Source organism: Streptomyces sp. NPDC047081 (assembly GCF_040643775.1).
GTDB lineage: Bacteria > Actinomycetota > Actinomycetes > Streptomycetales > Streptomycetaceae > Streptomyces.
Genome location: NZ_JBEYUY010000011.1, coordinates 304,098 through 321,642 on the forward strand (window position 1 = coordinate 304,098; position 17,545 = coordinate 321,642).

Here is a 17,545-nt window from a genome sequence, read left to right on the forward strand (position 1 = left end):
GCCACAGGCGTCAGCGTACCGGATCTGTTGCGGGGGAGTGCCGGGGTCAGGACAGGGGGACGCGGGTGAAGCGGCCCGCCACCTGCAGGTCGGACTCGATGTGGTCCGCCGTCGTGCGCAGGGCGGGGAGGATCTGCTCGACGCACTCCTCCACCGTGTGCCGCGCCGCGTGCATCGCCACGTTCAGCGCCGCCACCACCCGGCCGGTGCGGTCGCGGACCGGGACCGCGATGGAGCGCAGGCCCTCCTCCAGTTCCTCGTCGACCAGGGCGTAGCCCTGGGAGCGGACCGAGGAGAGGACGGCGGTCAGGGCCTCCGGGTCCGTGATCGTGGACCTCGTCAGCGCGCGCAGGGGGCCGAGGTCCCGCTCCGGCTCCGGTACGTCCGCCAGCATCACCCGCCCCATCGACGTCGCGTACGCCGGCAGCCGCGTCCCCACCGTGATGTTCACGCTCATGATCCGGCTCGTCGCCACCCGCGCCGTGTACTGGATGTCCGTCCCGGAGAGCACGGACAGCGACGTCGACTCGTGGACCGCCGCCGCCAGTTCCGCCATGTGCGGGGCGGCGATCTCGGCGACCGACGTGCGGGACAGCGGCGGGAAGCCCAACGACAGCACGCGCGGCGTCGGTTCGAAGACGCGGTCCCTCGCCCGGACCAGACCCAGGTGTTCGTACGTGATCAGAGCGCGGCGGGCGGTCGCGCGGGCCAGGCCCGTCGCCTGGGCGACCTCCGTCAGCGTCAGCGCGGCGCGGCCCTCGCCGAACGCCGTCAGGACCGTCAGCCCGCGCGCCAGCGACTCGACGAACTCCCGGCCCAGGGCCTGCTTGGACGCGCCGGTCCAGGTCGCCAGACCCGACGGCGCCGACCCGGGCGGAGCGGGTGGCGTGGCGCGCAGGTCGTCCTCCATCGCCCTGACCGCCGCCCGCAGCCGGGGGAGCAGGGCGTCGCGCAGGTCCGCCGCGGTGTGCCGGCTGGTGTGGCTCACCACGCTCGCCGCGCACGCGATCCGGCCGGTACGGGGGTCCCGTACCGGAACGGAGACCGCCACCAGCCCCGGCTCGATCAACTGGTCGTCCAGCGCCCAGCCGTTCGCCGCCGCCTCGGCCGCCCGTCGCTCGAACTCCTCGTCCGGGTAGGGGTGTTGGCGCGGTGGTACGGCGGGAAAGCCGCGGTCCTCCGGGTCCGCCGAGCGGCGTGCGCGCCACGCCCGCCACTCCTCCTCGTCCCACTCCGTCGCGAACAGCGGGCCGGGCGCGGTGCGTTCGGCCGGGAGCAGGTCGCCGATGCGGAAGCTGAGGGACATCGCGCGGCGCCGGGTGGCCTGGTGGATGAAACGGATGCCGTCGCGGTCGGCGACCGCCAGGGACACCGACTCGTCCAGCTCGTCCGCGAGGGCGTCGGCGCGCGCGTCCAGCAGTGCGGGCAGGCGCAGGGCGGCCAGGTAGGCGTTGCCGAGTTCCATCAGGCGGGGGGCGAGGACGGCGTCCCGGCCGTCGAGGCGGACGTACCCCATGCGCGCGAGGGTGGAGGTGATGCGGTCGACCGTGGAGCGGGCGAGGCCGGTGGCCCGTTCGAGCGCGCTCAGGCTCAGTGTGCCGTCCGCCTCGGTGAGCCGGTGCAGGACGGCGATCCCGCGGATGAGCGGCGCGACCGCCTCGGCGGGTACGGCGGCTGCGTCGGCGTCGTCGGCCGTCGTGGACTTCGCGGGCATCGGCTTCTCGGGTCTCCGGTACGGCGGTCGGGGCACGGTCACCGTACCCGGGGCCCGGCGCCCGGCAGCCCCCTCACCTCCGCGAGGGGCCCGGCCCCCGCCACTCCCTCACCTCCGCGTGACCGCCACCCGGTAGTTCCCCGCCAGGTCCGTCCCCTCCACCGCGATCCGGATCCCCCGCTTGGGGTCCTTGAAGCTCTCGCCCGGGGTGAAGGGCGCGTCCGAGAGTTCCGCGTGGACGTTCGGGCTGCGGGTGCAGCCGCCGCTGTCCCGGCGGGAGTCGTAGACCGTGACCGGGCCCATTCCGGTGTCCACGTCCGCGTCGACCCGGTAGACGAGGACGCCCGGGCGGCAGACCGCCTCGTCGTTGCCCTCGCGGGTGCGCAGCTCGACGGCGTAACCCGTGCCCCCGGACAGCGGCACGAAGACCAGCTTGGGGCCGCCGGGGCGGGCCAGCGGGGTGAGGGTGTACTCGGTCGTGCCGCGCGCCGTCGCGCAGCCGACCTGGTTCGCGTCCAGCCAGCCCAGCTTCCACTTGTGCCAGCCGAGCAGGTCGTTGTTGGCGCCCCAGTCCTCGCTCATGATGTCCCAGTGGCCGACCGAGCCGCCGCCCTCCTGGGTGTAGAGGTCGGGCAGCCCGAAGACATGGCCGTTCTCGTGCGGGAGCACGCGGTAGCCGGTCCGGTCGTAGGAGCCGGAGCCGTCGTCCTGGCGGGAGTAGACGAAGGACGCGTTGGCGACCGGGACGCCGTCCGCCACCGGCGCCTCCGTGTTGCCGGCGAAGGTCACCGACAGGACCGTGTCCAGGGCGGAGGGGCCCGCGTTGGGGGTGACCAGCACGTTCAGGAAGTCGTAGTCCCGGAAGTCGACCTTGGGGTCGGCCGCGCTGACTATGTCCTGGACCAGGTCGCGATAGCCGGGGTCGAAGGGGGCGCCGCGCTCTATGCCGTACGCCTTGAAGGGCTTGGGCATGCGCAGCCAGTGCGGGATCGGGGTCTCGGGGCGGTAGTCGAGACGGCCGTAGGAGGCGGTGCGGAACCACGCCTGGGTCTGCGGGAAGAACTCGTGGAAGCGGTCGAGAGCGTTGCCGGGGCCCGGTGCGTCCGGGAAGTCGACCATCAGGGTCAGGGCGCGGACGGTGCCCGTGGAGCGGGAGTAGCCGGTGGCCGTCGGTACGCCCTCCGACATCTGGACGGCGTGCCGGCCGCTGATCATGCAGGGGCCGAACGCCGAGCCGCGGGCCATCGCGATCGGACCCGCCCCGGCCGCCGTGCTGCCCGCGGTCGGACGACCGGTGCCGGCGGAGGTGCTGACCGCGAGGGTCAGGGCGGTCACGGACGCGAGAGCGGCCACGCGGCGCGGGCGTATCCGACGGCTGAGCTGCATGCACGGGCCCTTCGTCCATGGCAGCCGCCGGTCCCGGACTGCACCCTTTCGATCACCCTCGGGCGCGGGGTGCGGGGGCGCTCGCTGGAGGCGGCCGAACGTGGGGTTCCGGCAGCACGAGGATGTGACTCAGGTCACATCGATTCTTTCCGTCAACCCGAAATAACCGGGGAGCGTCTCCCCGTTTAGTCAGGTGTCCGAGCGAAACGGGGACTGGCTCCCCGGATCGCCCAAGCAGAACCACCGACCCGAGGAGTACGCCGTGACCGCCACGACGACCGCACAGCGCAAGGTGCCCCGGCCGCGCGCCGACGCCCTGCGCAACCGGGAGCGGATCGTCAGCGCGGCCCGGGAGATGTTCACCGAGCTGGGCCCGGACGTGCCGCTCGACGACATCGCCCGCCGGGCCGGCGTGGGCAACGCCACGGTGTACCGCAACTTCCCGGACCGGGACGCGCTCGTCCGCGAGGTCGTCTGCTCGGTCATGGACCGGACCTCGGAGGCGGCCGAACAGGCCCTCGCCGAGAGCGGCGACGCCTTCACGGCGCTGGAGCGTTTCGTGCACATCTCCGCCGACGAGCGGATCAGCGCGCTGTGCCCGATGGTCCAGTCGACGTTCGACAAGAACCACCCCGATCTCGAAGCGGCGCGTGAGCGCTGCGAGGAGCTCGTCACGGAGCTCATGGACCGCGCCAAGCAGGCCGGCCAGCTGCGTGACGACGTCGGCGTCGGCGACCTGATGGTCGTCGTGGCCCAGCTCAGCCGGCCCCCGGCCGGCACGGACTGCCTCCGCAGCGACCGCTTCGTCCACCGCCATCTGCAGCTGTTCCTGGACGGACTGCGGGCCCCGGCCCGATCCGTCCTGCCGGGTACGGCCGTGACCATGGAGGACATGCGCACGTCCTGACCGATGAGTTCAGCGCTCCACACCAGTCCCTAGTGCAGGGCGGCACAGCCAGTCCCTGACTTCCTCAGCGATCCCTTTTTCCGTCCCGAAGTCCCGAAGTGGGTACCCCCATGTCTGAAACAGCCTCAAAGGCTCTCGGCGTCAGCGATACCAGCGCTCACGCCAACCGCTGGAAGGCGCTCGTCTTCATCGCGCTCGCCCAGCTGATGGTCGTCCTCGACGCCACCATCGTGAACATCGCCCTTCCGTCCGCCCAGACCGACCTGGGCATATCCGACGGCAACCGCCAGTGGGTCGTCACGGCCTACGCCCTGGCCTTCGGCGGTCTGCTGCTCTTCGGCGGCCGTATCGCCGACCTGTGGGGCCGCAAGCGGGCCTTCGTCGTCGGTCTCGTCGGCTTCGCCGCCGCCTCCGCGCTCGGCGGAGCGGCCACCACCGGCGCCATGATGTTCGGCGCCCGTGCCCTCCAGGGCGTCTTCGGTGCCCTGCTCGCGCCCGCCGCGCTCTCCCTGCTCGCCGTGATGTTCACGGACGCCAAGGAGCGCGCCAAGGCCTTCGGCATCTACGGTGCGATCGCCGGTGGCGGTGGCGCCGTGGGCTTCATCCTCGGCGGTGTGCTCACCGAGTACATGGACTGGCGCTGGACGTTCTTCGTCAACATCCCGTTCGCGGTCATCGCCGCGCTCGGCGCGTACTTCGTCATCCGTGAGCCGGAGGGCGGCCGCAACCGCAACCCGCTCGACATCCCCGGCGTGCTGCTGTCCACTCTCGGTCTGGTCTCGCTGGTCTACGGCTTCACCCGCGCCGAGTCCGACGGCTGGGGCGACTCGCTGACCGTCGGCCTGTTCGTCGCGTCCGCGGTCCTGCTGCTGGCCTTCGTCGTCACCGAGTCCCGGGTCAAGGCCCCGCTGCTGCCGCTGCGCGTGGTGACCGACCGCAACCGCGGCGGCATCTACCTCTCGCTCGGTATCGCGATCATCGCGATGTTCGGCACGTTCCTCTTCCTGACCTACTACCTCCAGGTCATCAAGGGCTACTCGCCGATCAAGACCGGCTTCGCCTTCCTGCCCATGATCGCGGGCATGATGGTCGGCTCGACCCAGATCGGCACCCGCCTGATGACCCGGGTCCCGGCCCGGGCGCTGATGGGCCCCGGCTTCCTGGTCGCGGCGGCCGGCATGCTGGTCATGACCCAGATGGAGATCGGTTCGTCGTACGTCTCGATCATCCTGCCGGCCATGCTGCTGCTCGGTCTCGGCATGGGTACGGCGTTCATGCCGGCCATGTCCCTGGCCACCCTGGGCGTCGAGCCGCGTGACGCCGGTGTCGCCTCCGCGATGGTCAACACCTCGCAGCAGGTGGGCGGCGCGATCGGTACGGCCCTGCTGAACACGATCGCCGCGTCCGCGACGACGTCGTACATCAAGGACCACATCGCGGGTGCGACCTCCAAGTCGCAGGCCCAGCTGGTCCAGATGCAGGGTGCGGTGCACGGCTACACCAACGCCATCTGGTTCGCCGTCGGCATGCTGGTGCTGGCCGCGGTGATCGTCGTGACCCTGGTCAACGCGGGCACCCCCGGCTCGACCGCCGTGTCGGGCTCCGAAGAGGGCGCCGAGGACGAGCTCGCCGTCCCGGTGATCGCCCACTGACGGCGACCGCCCGGTCGTACCCCTTCGGCATCACTCGTACGCGGAGGAAGGGGACGCCTCCCGCGTACGACCCCCAGGACCTGCCCTGGCCCTAGCGGAGCCAGGGCAGGTCCGCGCCCGCATCGCTGGGCTGGAGTCCCTCGGCGACGATCTGCATGATCTCGCCGAGGGACTTCTGCTGTTCCGGGGTGAGCCGCTCGAACACCGCCTGCCGTACGGCGCGGACATGGCCGGGCGCGGTGCGCTGGAGCACCTCGTACCCCGCGTCCGTCAGTACGGCGAACTGGCCCCGCTTGTCGGAGGGGCAGTCCTCGCGGCGCACCCAGCCGTTCTTCTCAAGGCGCGCGATCGCGTGCGAGAGCCGGGAGCGGGTGATCTTCGCCTTCATGGCCAGCTCGGTCATCCGCAGCCGGCGCCGGGGCGCCTCGCCGAGGCCGACGAGAAGGCCGTAGTAGATGTGCGGCATGCCCGCGTCCCGCTGGAGCTGGCGGTCGAGGTGGTCCTCCAGGAGGGTGCTGGCGTGCACGTAGGAACGCCAGATGCGCTGCTCGTCGTCGGTGAGCCAGCGGGTGTCTTCGGTAGCGGGTGCTGCGTCCATGTTCTCCACTCTACGAGAACCCTCCTTGAAATTTAAACAATTGGCGCGTACAGTCTTCCGTAGAGTTTGAGACTTAAAGTAACTGCGAGGGAGTCACCGCCATGTCAGCCGCCGCACCGGAGCGCATGCCCGCCCTCTACCTCAGCCACGGCGCCCCGCCGCTCGCGGACGACCCGATCTGGCCCGGCGAACTCGCCGCCTGGTCCGCCGGCCTGCCCCGCCCCAAGGCGATCCTCATGGTCTCCGCCCACTGGGAGGAGGCCCCCCTCGCCCTCGGCGCGGTGGACCCCGTCCCCCTCGTCTACGACTTCTGGGGCTTCCCCGAGCACTACTACCGGGTCCGGTACGACGCCCCCGGCGCCCCCGAACTCGCCGAGTCCGTACGGAAGTTGCTGCGCGCCCCCGGTACGCCGGTGCAGGACATCCCGGACCGCGGCCTCGACCACGGCGCCTATGTCCCGCTCGTCGAGATGTTCCCGGACGCCGACATCCCGGTCCTGCAGATCTCCATGCCGACCCTCGACCCGCGCCGGCTGATGGACATCGGCCGCAAGCTGGCTCCGCTGCGCGACGAGGGCGTGCTGATCGTCGGCTCCGGCTTCTTCACCCACAACCTCGCGGCGCTGCGGCACACGGGCGGGGGAGTGCCGAGCTGGTCGTCGGAGTTCGACGACTGGGGGAAGCGGGCGCTGGAGGCCCGGGACTGGGACGGCCTGCTCGACTTCCTCGACAAGGCCCCGGCCGGACGTTACGCGCATCCGCGCACCGAGCATTTCGCTCCGCTGTTCGTGACCATGGGGGCGGCCGAGGCGGGGGGCGAGCTGGACGCGCAGAGGTCGGTGATCGACGGTTTCTGGTTCGGGATGGCGAAGCGGTCGGTGCAGTTCGGCTGAGCTACAACTGCTTTTCGTACCAGGCGACATCCCAGTAGCGGCCGAACTTCCGGCCCACCTCGCGGTACGTGCCGACGTACCGGAACCCGAAGCGTTCATGCAGCCGCGTGGACGCTTCGTTGGGTTGCGCGATGCCGGCGTAGGCGCGGTGCACGTCCTCGCCCGCGAGGGCCTCGAAGAGCGCCTTGTAGAGGAGCGTGCCGATGCCGCGGCGTCCGGCGTGCGGGGCGAGGTAGATCGTCGTCTCGACCGAGGTCTCGTACGCGGGCTTGGCGCGATAAGGGCTTGATGTGGCGTAGCCCAGAATTTCCTTAGTGTCCGCATCCGTGGCAACCATCAGGCGGTGCGGGCCGTCTTCAGGGTGGGAGAGCAGCCAGGGGCGCCGCTCCTGAGGGGTGAAGACGACGGTGTCGAATGTGATGGACGTCTCACGTACGTAGTGGTTGTAGATGTCGGTGAGGGCTTCGAGGTCCTGCTCGACTCCCGGCCTGACCTGCACCTCTGTACGTTCTGACGACATCGGGCCTCCTTATGTACTCCTGATGCGGCCGCACAGGGTACTGCATGATCAGAAAAATAGGGGGACGGGTTGGGAATTCTGTCCGGATTCCAGTCGTTGTTTCCAACAGATGCTGGGCACCCGAGCAGGGTGCTGAGAGGTACTCGAAGGCGAGCGCCTGGCATCTGAAGGACCACCCGCCAGCCCACCATCGCAAGGGAGCACGCATGGCAACCCGTGCCGTCGCCCGTCGTCAGTCCGCCACCGGCGAGACCGACACGGCAAGCAGTGTTCGCGCACATGGCGGCGAGATCGCAGACCGCGACCTGGTCGGCATGTACCTCGACGAGATAGCGCGCACACCGCTGCTCGACGCCGCCAAGGAGGTCGAGCTGTCCCAGATCATCGAGGCGGGTGTGTTCGCGCGACAGGTTCTCGACGGATACGAGGAGTCCAAGGCCGACGCCTCCCGCGAGGAGCTGGAGGCCCTGGTGGCCGACGGCGAGCGGGCGAAGGACGTCTTCATCCGCTCCAACCTCCGCCTGGTTGTGGCCGTGGCCCGCCGCTACCCCCGCAGCGGCCTGCCCCTGCTCGACCTGATCCAGGAGGGGAACGCCGGCCTGGTGCGCGCGGTCGAGAAGTTCGACTACCGCAAGGGCTTCAAGTTCTCGACGTACGCGACCTGGTGGATCCGTCAGGCCATCACCCGCTCCATCGCCGACCAGTCCCGCACCATCCGCCTCCCCGTCCACCTGGTCGAGGAGCTGGGCCGGATCCGCCGCGTGCAGCGCGAGTTCAACCGCGAGCACGGGCGCGACCCGGAGCCCGCGGAGATAGCGGCGGAGCTGGGCTCCAACGCGGACCGTGTGACCGACGTCCTGGACTGGGCCCGCGACCCGGTCTCGCTGAACATGTCGGTGGACGATGACGGCGACACCCAGTTCGGCGACCTCCTGGAGGACACGTCGGCGGTCTCCCCCGAGCAGTCGGTCCTCACGCTCCTGCGCAGCGAGGAACTGGACCACCTGATCGGCCGCCTGGACCCGCGCACGGCCTCCATCATCAAGATGCGGTACGGCATCGAGGACGGCCGCGAGCGCACGCTGACCGAGGTCGGCAAGGAACACGGCCTGACGCGCGAACGCATCCGCCAGATCGAGAAGCACGCCCTGCTGGAACTGAAGAAGCTGGCGCGGGATACGGGCTTCGAGGCGGCGGCGTAATCGGGCGCAGTCAGGCGCAGTCAGGCGTAATCAACGGTTCGGTGGCCGAGGGTGTGCGCGTGGGGGCTCGGGGGAGCGTGCGGCTCGGCGGTCACCGGGCGGTGCAGGGGGGGCGTGGGCCTCCCGGGGCCTTCCGGTGCAGGACGGCAGCGGGTGTTGAACTCGACCGCGACCGCGTACGCCGGGTGGCGAAAGACCGCGCAAACAATGGCGGTGTTATGCCGCTTCAAGTCTTGGGGGCATGGGAAAAAGACTTCAGGGCACAGGAGTTCGGGGGACTGGGGACTGGGGGACTGGACCGGTCGGGCCTTCTGGTCCGGGAGCGACTGGGCGGGACTTCTAGTCCAGGAGCGACTGGGCGGACTTCAAGTCCAGGAGCGACTGGGTGACGGGTTCAGGCCCAGGAACGACTGGCCGAGGACTCAAGCCCCAGGAACCGACCGAACTTCAGGAACCCGCGAAGGCCAGAACCCTCAACAGAGCCAAGTCCCGACGCACCACCCCCCCGGCGCCGGGACTCTCCCTGAGCCGGGCTCCGGCGCCCCTCCCCCTGGGCGCTGGGGCCCGGCTCTCTTTTTTGTGTGTGGGGGGAGGCGGGGCGGAAGGCGGGGGTTGGGGGCTGGGGATAGGGGGCTGCGGGGCTTGTGGTGCCTTGTGAGCGGGAGCGGGCTCGGCGGGTGGTTGGGGTGGGGTGGCTCGTGGGTCGGGGCAGGTGTCGGAGCGGGGTTTGTGGTGGGGTGGCTCGTGCGCAGGGGCGGGCGTCGGCGCGTGGCTTGTGGTGGCTCGTGGGCGGGGTGGCGTCGGTCCGGGTGCCCGGGTGGCCTGCGGTGCCTCGTGGTGCCTTGCGGTGCCTCGTGGGCTAGGCAGAAGTTGGCCGGGGATGGCTCGCGGTGTCTCGTGGGTGGAAGCGGGCGTCGGCCGGGGGAAGGTTGTGGCGGGCCGGGGCGGGGGCCGGTGTCGAGGCATCGTCGGGGTGCGGGCATGCTGGATGGCGGGGCACCCCGGACCTGAACCCCGGGGTGGCCCGCCGGATGGCAGATTGTGCCACATGGGCATAGCCTGCCGGTGTGAGCAGCTCCACCCCCGCACCCAGAACCCGTGCATCCGTTTCCGCGTCGTCCGGCTCGCTCACCGAGCGGCGCAAGGCCGAGACCCGGATGGAGATCGCCCGCGCCGCGGCCGGGCTCTTCGTGAGACAGGGTCTGCGGGCCACGCGGGCCGAGGACATCGCGCAGGCCGTGGGGATCGCGCCGCGCACGTTCTACCGCTACTTCGCGACCAAGGAAGAGGCCGTCGCCCCGCTCTACGCGGCCGGCGCGGAACGCTGGGCGGAAGCGGTGGCGGCGGCCCCGGCCCACCTCTCCGTCCCCCAGGCCCTGGAACACGCGGTCGAGTACACCCTGACTCCCGGCGCGGGCGTCTCATCAGCCTCCTGGGAACTGGTCCGCACCCTGATCCGCCTGACCGACACCAGCCCGGCGCTGGGGAAGGTGTGGGCAGAGGTGTGCCGTGGGGCGGAGGGGCGGTTGGCGGAGGTTTTGGCCTGCCGGTTGAGTGCGGCGCGTGATGGTGGGCGCGGTCGGGCTGGTGGCGTCGGTGATGGCGAGGGCGGCCGGGCTGATGGTGCGGGCGCAGTTGGTAGCGGGGCCCGCTCGGCCGATGGTGGTGCGGGCGGCGGCCGCTCGGTCGGCGGCGACGATGCTCCTTCGGCGGGTGGCGTTGGCCCGACTGGTGGTGCTGGCTCGGCGGGTGGCGTCGGATCGGACGGTGGCAGCCGCTCGGTCCACGGTGGTGATGCCCATTCGGCTGGTGGTGCTGGCTCGGCAGGTCGCGTCGGACCGGACGGCGGTGGCGTCGGACCGGACGGTGGCGGTGCCGGCTCGGTCAGCGGTGGTGCCGGCTCGGTCGGCGGTGATGGTGCCCGCTCCACTGGTGGCGCCCGCTCGGTCGGTGGCGCCGGTGCTTCCTCGCGCGGTGATGACAACGTTGCTGTGCCCTCCGCTCTCTCCCCATCCCTGCGTTTCGCCGCCGCGGTAGCCGGTGCCGCTGTGCGCGTGGCCGTGGAACGCTGGGCCGCCGGCGAGGCGCCGGCCCGCGGTCCCGAGGGGCCGGGCGCACTGGCGCTGCAGAACCTGGCGGCGCTGAGGAGCTTCCCGTGGGAGGAGTTGGCGGGGTAGACGGGCGTGGGGCGAGGCGGCGGGGGCGGTGAGGCGCGCGGGGTGTGTCTTCGTGGCGGTTGAAAGCCGGCGCGGGTTGCAGCCGGGGTTGAGAGCGACGCGAGCGATGCGCGTCGGGCCGGGGCGGCGTTAGACCGAAACGGCATCGAACCGAGGCGGCGTCGGACCGAGCAGCGCGGGCAGGGGCCACGTCAGGCCAGCCGCCCACACCTCGGCTCTGAGCAACCCGCGTTCAGTTCACCAGCGTTGACACCCCGCCGTCCGCCTGCAATTCCCCGGCGTCGATGCCCCGCCGCCCACGAGCCACCACAAGCCACGCGCCGACGCCCGCCCCTGCGCACGAGCCACCCCACCCCAACCACCCCCGAGCCCGCCCCCGCCCACAAGGCACCACAAGCCCCGCAGCCCCCGCTCACTCCCCGCCATCCGCACCCCCCGCCCCCGCTCAGCCCCCCGCCGCCCGCACCAACCGACCCCCCAACTCCCGTACACAATCCACAAGTTCCACCGGCTCCTGAACCGTGAACTCGAACCCCAGCAGCGCCAGCCGTACCGCCGTCCACTCCACCGCGTCGCCCACCGTCGCCCGCAACCGGCACGACCCGGCGTCCAACGGCTCCGGCACGCCCAGCCACTTCGGCAGCCGCGCGGCGACCTCCGGTGCGGACGCGGCGAAGGTGACCTCGAAGTCGTAGGACTCCTGATGCCGTTGCATGGACCGCCGCAAATACTCCGCCGCGCTCCCCGTCGGCAACTCCCGCGGCACGAACCGCGCCCCCGTGGCGAACGGCTCGCTCACCCGGTCGACCCGGAACGTCCGCCAGTCGGCCCGATCGAGGTCGTACGCGACGAGATACCACCGCCGCCCGGTCGAGACGAGCCGGTACGGCTCCGTCACGCGCCGCGACTCGGTACCGTCCCCCGCCCGGTACGCGAACCGCAGCCGCTCCCGCCCCGCCACCGTCGAGGCCATCACGGTCAGCGTCTCGGGCGCGATGCTCGCCCCGTCCCCGCTGGTCAGCGGCGTGGTCGCGGCCTGGAGCGTGGAGACGCGGTGCCGCAGCCGGGAGGGCAGCACCTGTTCCAGCTTGGCGAGGGCCCGTACGGACGCCTCGTCCACGCCTTCGAGCGCGTGCCCGGCACCGGCCCGCAGCCCGATCGCGATGGCCACCGCCTCCTCGTCGTCGAGCACGAGCGGCGGCATCGCCTTGCCGGCCACGAGCCGGTAGCCGCCCTCCGCGCCCAGGGTGGCCTGCACGGGATAGCCCAGCTCGCGCAGCCGGTCGATGTCGCGCCGGATCGTGCGCCGGGAGACCCCGAGCCGCTCGGCGAGCTCGCCGCCGGGCCATTCGCGGGGCGTCTGGAGGAGGGAGAGGAGCGTCAGGAGCCGTGCCGGGGTGTCCGTCGTCATGAGTTCGAGGATGCCGTAGAACTAGGACATGATCTGACCTATTGGGGTCGTAGCTTCAAGGTATGACCTCCACCGAAACACCTGGACCGAGTACAGCCGCTGTGGCGGACCGGCGCCGCTGGTTCGCCCTCGCGATCGTGATGACCGCGGCCTTCATGGACCTCGTCGACGTCACGATCGTCAACATCGCGATCCCGTCGATCCAGCAGGACGCGGGCGCCTCCTTCAGCCAGATCCAGTGGATAACGGCGGGCTACGCGCTGGCCTTCGCCGCGGGCCTGATCACCGGCGGCCGCCTCGGCGACATCCACGGCCGCAAGCGGCTGTTCCTCGTCGGCATCGGCGGTTTCACTATCGCGTCGGCGCTGTGCGGCCTCGCCGCCAACCCGGAGATGCTGGTCGCCTCCCGCATTCTGCAGGGCGGCATGGCGGCGATGATGGTGCCGCAGGTCCTCGCCATCGTGCACGCGACCTTCCCGGCACACGAACGCGGCAAGGTGTTCGGCCTGTTCGGTGCGGTCGTCGGCCTCGGCGCGGTCACGGGCCCGCTGCTCGGCGCCCTGCTGACGGAGTGGAACCTGTTCGGCCTGGAATGGCGTCCGATCTTCCTGATCAACCTCCCTGTCGGTATCGCGGGCCTGCTCCTCGGCAGCCGCTTCATCACGGAGTCCAAAGCGCCGCGGGCGCTGAAGCTGGACCTGGTGGGCGTGGCACTGGTGACGCTGGGCCTGCTGATGCTGCTGTACCCGCTCACGCGCGGCCGGGAGTTGGGCTGGCCGCTGTGGGGATACCTGTCGATGGCGGGTGCGGTGTTGGTCTTCGGAGTGACGGTGGCATACGAGAAACGGAAGGCCGCACGGGACGGTTCCCCGCTGATCGAGCTGTCCCTCTTCCGAGTGAAGAGCTTCGCGGCGGGCATCGCCGTACAGACCGTCTTCGGTGTCGCGCTGGGCGTGTTCTTCCTGGTCTGGACCCTGTACATGCAGATCGGCCTGGGCTGGAGCCCCCTGCGCGCCGGCCTGACGGGCGTCCCCTTCTCGATCGCGGTCTCCACGGCGGCGGGCCTGTCCGTCCAGCAACTGGTCCCACGCTTCGGCCGCAAGGTCCTGCAAGCGGGCGCGCTGCTGATGGCGACAGGCGTACTCCTCTACATCTGGGAGTCCCACCGCTACGGCCTCGCCATCGCCTCCTGGCAGATGACCCTGCCCCTGGTCGTGATGGGCGTGGGCATGGGCCTGATCGTGGCCCCGCTGACGGACGCGATCCTCTCCGACGTGCCACGCGAACACGCGGGCTCGGCGTCGGGCCTCATCAACACGGTGCAGCAGATGGGCAACGCGCTGGGGCTGGGCCTGGTGTCGGTGGTGTTCTTCGGCCAGATCGACGACCGGCTGACACGGGCCGAGGTGGGGCCGGCGTTCGTGAACGGGTTCCAGCATGCGCTGGGGTGGGTGGCCGGGGTCATGGGGGTGATCTTCGTGCTGATGTTCGCGCTGCCGGGGCGAAAAGACGCCGCTGAGGCGCCCATCGAGGGTGCGTACGACGGCTCGGCGCAGAGGAAAGAGCTGGCCTCGGCCCGCTGAGTATTCGATCCCCTGCCCGAGGCTTTCGCATCGGACAGGGGATTGTGCTTTGGATCACATGCGTGTATTCTTCGCGGGCGCCCGGTCCCTTAGTTGATGAAACCGGGATCACTGGAACCGGCAAACAACGGGGCGTCATGTCGTCGATCAACCAGGCCACTTCGACCGAGGCGGCAGCGCTGGAAACGGCACAGCCGAGCTGGCTGCCCAATCTCTCGGGTCTCTCGCTGGGCGAACTCACCGCTCTTGACGGCATGGTTCTGGAGTCCTCGGTCGACCATCTGAAGCACTACGTCAACCGGCCGCTGTCCACGATCGGTGGCAGTCAGGGGAGCTGATTCCCTGACATCCGACAGGGCGCTCTCCTCGCCGTGTCTGGACGGCTACCTGGTCGGGAACGAGGAAATCGTGCCGATGCACCACCACCATCTCTCCGCGTCTGTGCTGCGGTCCTTGATGTCCACCACCGAGGACGAGACGGCGGTCGCCGCGCTCCTCGACTCCGAGTACAGCCGTCGGCTCCTGATCCTGCGGGCGGTCCTGGACGCTGTCGCCGACCTTCCCGAGGCCGCCACCGCCGGTGTCCGAGAGGCGTGGCGCCTGCTGGAGATCGCTCAAGAGCGCGATCCGGCGGTCCTGCGCCACGTTCTGCTCGACCCTCAAGTCGGCCTGTGGGCAGCCACTCTCTTTCGCAGACTGTCCCGTACGGACCGGGCGGCCGACGCCGAAGAGGTGCCGCTGTGGGTGGAACTCGGCTTTCTGGGGCAGTGCGCCGCAGCGGCGTCGATCCTGGCAAATATCCCCTTCCGGACGCGGGTTCCGGTTCGGAACGGAACCGTGTTCCTTCCCTGCCTGGGGCGTGCCCGTCTGGTTACCGCCGGGCCCTGGGACTCTGCCGAGATCCGGTCGCGGGACGGCGTTGTCGAGGTCGTCGCGCCCGGTACGACCGTGTTGCTGCCCGAGGATCCTGAACGCGAGCTGCCCGGCTGGGAGGGGCTGCGTCGCCTGCGGGCCTCGCGTGCGGGTCTGGACCTCACGCTTGCTGTCGACGATCTCGGTCCGTATCCGGCGGTGCCCGGCCTGGCCGCTTCCGGCCGGCTGACAGCTGACGAGTTCGACCGCTGGCAGCGTCGTGTCACCGCCATGTGGGACCTTCTCGCGACAGACCATCGAGCTGATGCCCGCACCCTGGCCGCCGGGTTGAAGTCCTTGGTCCCCCTCCCGCACAGGGAACGCCTCAGAGAGCGCACGGCCTCGTCCAGTGACGCGTTCGGCTGTGTGCTGCTCTCCGAGCCGGACCAGGACGCAGAGGAGCTTCCAGCCCAGTTGGGCGTGACACTCGTCCATGAGTTCCGGCACACACTGCTGAACGGCCTCATCTTTCTCGTGCCCCTGTTCGAGGAGTGCGGCGACCTGTTCTACGCCCCGTGGCGCGACGATCCGCGTCCACTCGGTGGGCTTGTGCATGGCGCGTACGCCTTCTCAGGGGTCGCCCGCTACTGGCGCACGCGCGGTACCGAGGGGCTCGCGGGCTTTGAGTTCGCGCTCTGGCGTGACGCCCTGCAACAGGTACTCGCCGTCCTGCGCGATCACCCCGTACTGACTCCACTCGGACGGCAACTCGTCGAGGCGCTCACGGAACAGACCGCCTCCTGGCGCGATGAGTCGGTCAGCGAGCATGAGGAACACCTCGCGCGCCTGGCAGCCGTCCATCACCAGACGGCCTGGCGGGCCCATCATCTGAGGACTCTTCCCGCCCATGCGGCGGCGCTGGCGCAGGAGTGGGAGCGTGGCCGAAAGGCGGCCGACGGCTCGGGCTTGCCGACGGCCCGGGGCCTGGAGTCCGAACTGCGCCCGGACCCGGCCGCCTGCCGACTGGACACCATGGCCCTGCTGGCCCGCCTGAGCATCGTCGACCCGCCGGAGTTCGCGCGACTGCTCACCGAGGACGACCCAGCCTCCCAGGTCCGGGGGTGCGGCCCCGCCGATCTGGCGCTGGTGGCGGGTGACGCGGAGGCCGCGGTGAAGCTGTACGCGGAGGAACTGGCCCTGCCGGACGCCAGACCCGCAGCCTGGGCCGGGCTCGGCCTGGCGCTGGCCGAGTGCGGGGAGCGGAGGGCGGGCACGGCCCTGCTCGCTCGCCCCGAACTGGCTGTCGCCATCAGCCGGTCGCTGCCGGAACAGCCTGACCCTGTCGCGCTCGCGCAGTGGCTGGCCCGATAGCCTCAGCGCGGTCTCGGTCTCGTCTTCACGGGTCACAGCGGCATCGGGTCGATGTCGCAGTTGGCGCGGTGCTCCCAGTCGGCAGCCTGTGCCACGGCGGGGTGGCTGCTGCCGAGCTTGCGGCCGAGTCGTTCCCGGGTGTCGGTGTGGAGGATGTCGCCTTCCTCGGTGCGGCCGAGGGTACGCAGGTCCATGGCGAGGTTGGCGGCACAGGCCAGGGAGGAGGGGTGGTCGTCGTCGAAGACCTCCCGGCTCCGGCGGAGGGTCTCGGTGTCCAGCTCGAGGGCGGCGGCCGTGTCGCCAAGGGTGTAGTGGTCGCTGGCGAGGTTGGTGCGGCAGATCAGCGTGGACGGGTGATTTTCTCCCAGGGTCCGTGTGAATTCCTCCAGCACCAGTGAGTTCATGTACTGAGAGGCCGTGGGATTGCCCAGCAGACGGTAGGTGATCGCGAGATTCAGTGCGGCTGACAGGGCATGCGGATGGTGCTTGCCGTACGTCTGCTCGTACCGCTCGCAGATCTCGGTCCCGAGCTGCTGTGCTTCCACGAGATCACCGCTGTGCCGCAGATGGACACTCAATTCGAGAGTGGCGGCGATGGACTCGGGGTTGTGGGTGCCGTACCTGCGGACGAGCGCGGTGCGGGCCTGTTCCGCCGCCGTGATCGCCTCCTCGTGTTCACCGGCCTTGCGCAGCGCCACGGCGAGATGCCGGAAGCTCGAAAGGCTGAGCGGGTTGTCATTGCCGAGCAAGGCGTTGCACCGCTCGAGGAGTTCACGGTGGAACGTCAGGGCGACGCCGTATTCTCCGAGCTCGCGGGTGTCGAGGATGTAGCCGAGCCAGGTGCCCAGTGAGGACACATGGTCCTGGCCGTAGATCTCGGTGTACGCGTGCCAGGTCTCCTGGTCGAGACCGCGGGCGCGGGCGAAGTCGCCGACGAGGCGGAGGCTCACGCCGAGGTTGTGCGCGGCGCGGAGGGTTTCGGGGTCCTCGGGACCCAGGAGCCGTAAGTACTGCTGATGGACGGACTCGGAGAGGGAGAGGGCTTCGGAGAAGGCGCCTCGGACACGGTGGTCGATGGCGACGTTGCCCAGGGCGTCGATGGTGTCCTGGGCGTCGGGCCCGACGCTTCGCCGATAGGCCTCCAGAACCTTCGAGTTGAGGTCCGCCGCCTGTTTGTGGCTGCCTGTCGACGATCACGAAATTCCCCAGGTGGGGCGGGTTCCGCGTCACGTAATTCCCCACCCCCGCGGTCACGTAATTCCCCATGGGGACGACGGGT

The 17,545-nt window shown here is 70.5% G+C and carries 12 protein-coding genes and 3 pseudogenes; 9 read left to right on the forward strand and 6 right to left on the reverse strand.

Translation table 11 applies throughout. The features are described 5' to 3' along the window. Positions 1–46 precede the first annotated feature (46 nt). A complete protein-coding gene (locus ABZ848_RS23270) occupies positions 47–1,714 on the reverse strand; it encodes an IclR family transcriptional regulator C-terminal domain-containing protein (RefSeq protein ID WP_360834699.1) in 1,668 nt (555 codons plus the stop codon). Positions 1,715–1,822: 108 nt separating this feature from the next. Continuing rightward, positions 1,823–3,100 (reverse strand): M6 family metalloprotease domain-containing protein, encoded by a 1,278-nt coding sequence (locus tag ABZ848_RS23275; protein ID WP_360834701.1) that lies wholly within the window; start codon positions 3,098–3,100, stop codon positions 1,823–1,825. A 262-nt stretch (positions 3,101–3,362) separates the two neighbouring features. On the opposite strand from ABZ848_RS23275, the gene ABZ848_RS23280 reads away from it, so the two are divergent. Together ABZ848_RS23280 and ABZ848_RS23285 are read left to right on the forward strand one after the other, a co-directional pair. Then, a complete protein-coding gene (locus tag ABZ848_RS23280) occupies positions 3,363–4,007 on the forward strand; it encodes a TetR/AcrR family transcriptional regulator (protein ID WP_360834703.1) in 645 nt (214 codons plus the stop codon). Between the two features lie 110 nt (positions 4,008–4,117). Then, positions 4,118–5,659, forward strand: a complete 1,542-nt coding sequence (locus tag ABZ848_RS23285) for an MFS transporter (protein ID WP_360834705.1) — start codon at positions 4,118–4,120, stop codon at positions 5,657–5,659. A 91-nt stretch (positions 5,660–5,750) separates the two neighbouring features. On the opposite strand, the gene ABZ848_RS23290 is transcribed toward ABZ848_RS23285, so the two are convergent. Further along, complete coding sequence (locus tag ABZ848_RS23290; RefSeq protein WP_360834707.1) at positions 5,751–6,257, reverse strand: MarR family transcriptional regulator; 507 nt, start codon at positions 6,255–6,257, stop codon at positions 5,751–5,753. 101 nt (positions 6,258–6,358) lie between these two features. On the opposite strand from ABZ848_RS23290, the gene ABZ848_RS23295 reads away from it, so the two are divergent. Beyond that, on the forward strand, positions 6,359–7,150 hold the full coding sequence (locus ABZ848_RS23295) for a class III extradiol ring-cleavage dioxygenase (protein WP_360834709.1): 792 nt from the start codon (positions 6,359–6,361) through the stop codon (positions 7,148–7,150). Position 7,151: 1 nt separating this feature from the next. Here the strand turns inward: ABZ848_RS23295 and ABZ848_RS23300 are convergent, their stop codons facing one another. Further along, complete coding sequence (locus tag ABZ848_RS23300) at positions 7,152–7,670, reverse strand: N-acetyltransferase family protein (RefSeq protein WP_360834711.1); 519 nt, start codon at positions 7,668–7,670, stop codon at positions 7,152–7,154. A gap of 206 nt (positions 7,671–7,876) precedes the next feature. Between ABZ848_RS23300 and ABZ848_RS23305 the strand changes: the two genes are divergently transcribed. The 3 genes and pseudogenes from ABZ848_RS23305 to ABZ848_RS23315 form a co-directional block, all read left to right on the forward strand. Next, on the forward strand, positions 7,877–8,872 hold the full coding sequence (locus tag ABZ848_RS23305; RefSeq protein WP_242765579.1) for a sigma-70 family RNA polymerase sigma factor: 996 nt from the start codon (positions 7,877–7,879) through the stop codon (positions 8,870–8,872). 1,067 nt (positions 8,873–9,939) lie between these two features. Continuing rightward, positions 9,940–10,428 (forward strand): annotated as a pseudogene (locus tag ABZ848_RS23310) (TetR family transcriptional regulator); the annotation flags it as partial. Between the two features lie 438 nt (positions 10,429–10,866). Next, a pseudogene (locus ABZ848_RS23315) lies at positions 10,867–11,049 on the forward strand (TetR family transcriptional regulator); the annotation flags it as partial. 445 nt (positions 11,050–11,494) lie between these two features. Here the strand turns inward: ABZ848_RS23315 and ABZ848_RS23320 are convergent. Next, positions 11,495–12,460, reverse strand: a complete 966-nt coding sequence (locus tag ABZ848_RS23320; RefSeq protein ID WP_360834713.1) for a WYL domain-containing protein — start codon at positions 12,458–12,460, stop codon at positions 11,495–11,497. A gap of 62 nt (positions 12,461–12,522) precedes the next feature. On the opposite strand from ABZ848_RS23320, the gene ABZ848_RS23325 reads away from it, so the two are divergent. From ABZ848_RS23325 to ABZ848_RS23335, 3 genes are all read left to right on the forward strand, one after another. Beyond that, complete coding sequence (locus tag ABZ848_RS23325) at positions 12,523–14,043, forward strand: MFS transporter (RefSeq protein WP_360834715.1); 1,521 nt, start codon at positions 12,523–12,525, stop codon at positions 14,041–14,043. 137 nt (positions 14,044–14,180) lie between these two features. Next, entirely contained in the window at positions 14,181–14,381 is a 201-nt protein-coding gene (locus tag ABZ848_RS23330; RefSeq protein WP_360834717.1) for a hypothetical protein, read from the forward strand. A 76-nt stretch (positions 14,382–14,457) separates the two neighbouring features. Further along, a complete protein-coding gene (locus ABZ848_RS23335; protein WP_360834741.1) occupies positions 14,458–16,266 on the forward strand; it encodes an HEXXH motif domain-containing protein in 1,809 nt (602 codons plus the stop codon). Positions 16,267–16,298: 32 nt separating this feature from the next. On the opposite strand, the pseudogene fxsT reads toward ABZ848_RS23335, so the two are convergent. Then, positions 16,299–17,444: pseudogene (gene fxsT, locus ABZ848_RS23340) on the reverse strand (FxSxx-COOH system tetratricopeptide repeat protein); the annotation flags it as partial. Between the last annotated feature and the right edge of the window lie 101 nt (positions 17,445–17,545).

Excerpts from the sequence above, each read along its gene's own strand:
- ABZ848_RS23270 (WP_360834699.1), bottom strand. The coding sequence starts at position 1,714 with ATGCCCGCGAAGTCCACGACGGCCGACGACGCCGACGCAGCCGCCGTA.
- ABZ848_RS23275 (WP_360834701.1), bottom strand. The coding sequence starts at position 3,100 with ATGCAGCTCAGCCGTCGGATACGCCCGCGCCGCGTGGCCGCTCTCGCG.
- ABZ848_RS23285 (WP_360834705.1), top strand. The coding sequence starts at position 4,118 with ATGTCTGAAACAGCCTCAAAGGCTCTCGGCGTCAGCGATACCAGCGCT.
- ABZ848_RS23290 (WP_360834707.1), bottom strand. The coding sequence starts at position 6,257 with ATGGACGCAGCACCCGCTACCGAAGACACCCGCTGGCTCACCGACGAC.
- ABZ848_RS23295 (WP_360834709.1), top strand. The coding sequence starts at position 6,359 with ATGTCAGCCGCCGCACCGGAGCGCATGCCCGCCCTCTACCTCAGCCAC.
- ABZ848_RS23300 (WP_360834711.1), bottom strand. The coding sequence starts at position 7,670 with ATGTCGTCAGAACGTACAGAGGTGCAGGTCAGGCCGGGAGTCGAGCAG.
- ABZ848_RS23305 (WP_242765579.1), top strand. The coding sequence starts at position 7,877 with ATGGCAACCCGTGCCGTCGCCCGTCGTCAGTCCGCCACCGGCGAGACC.
- ABZ848_RS23320 (WP_360834713.1), bottom strand. The coding sequence starts at position 12,460 with ATGACGACGGACACCCCGGCACGGCTCCTGACGCTCCTCTCCCTCCTC.
- ABZ848_RS23325 (WP_360834715.1), top strand. The coding sequence starts at position 12,523 with ATGACCTCCACCGAAACACCTGGACCGAGTACAGCCGCTGTGGCGGAC.
- ABZ848_RS23330 (WP_360834717.1), top strand. The coding sequence starts at position 14,181 with ATGTCGTCGATCAACCAGGCCACTTCGACCGAGGCGGCAGCGCTGGAA.
- ABZ848_RS23335 (WP_360834741.1), top strand. The coding sequence starts at position 14,458 with ATGCACCACCACCATCTCTCCGCGTCTGTGCTGCGGTCCTTGATGTCC.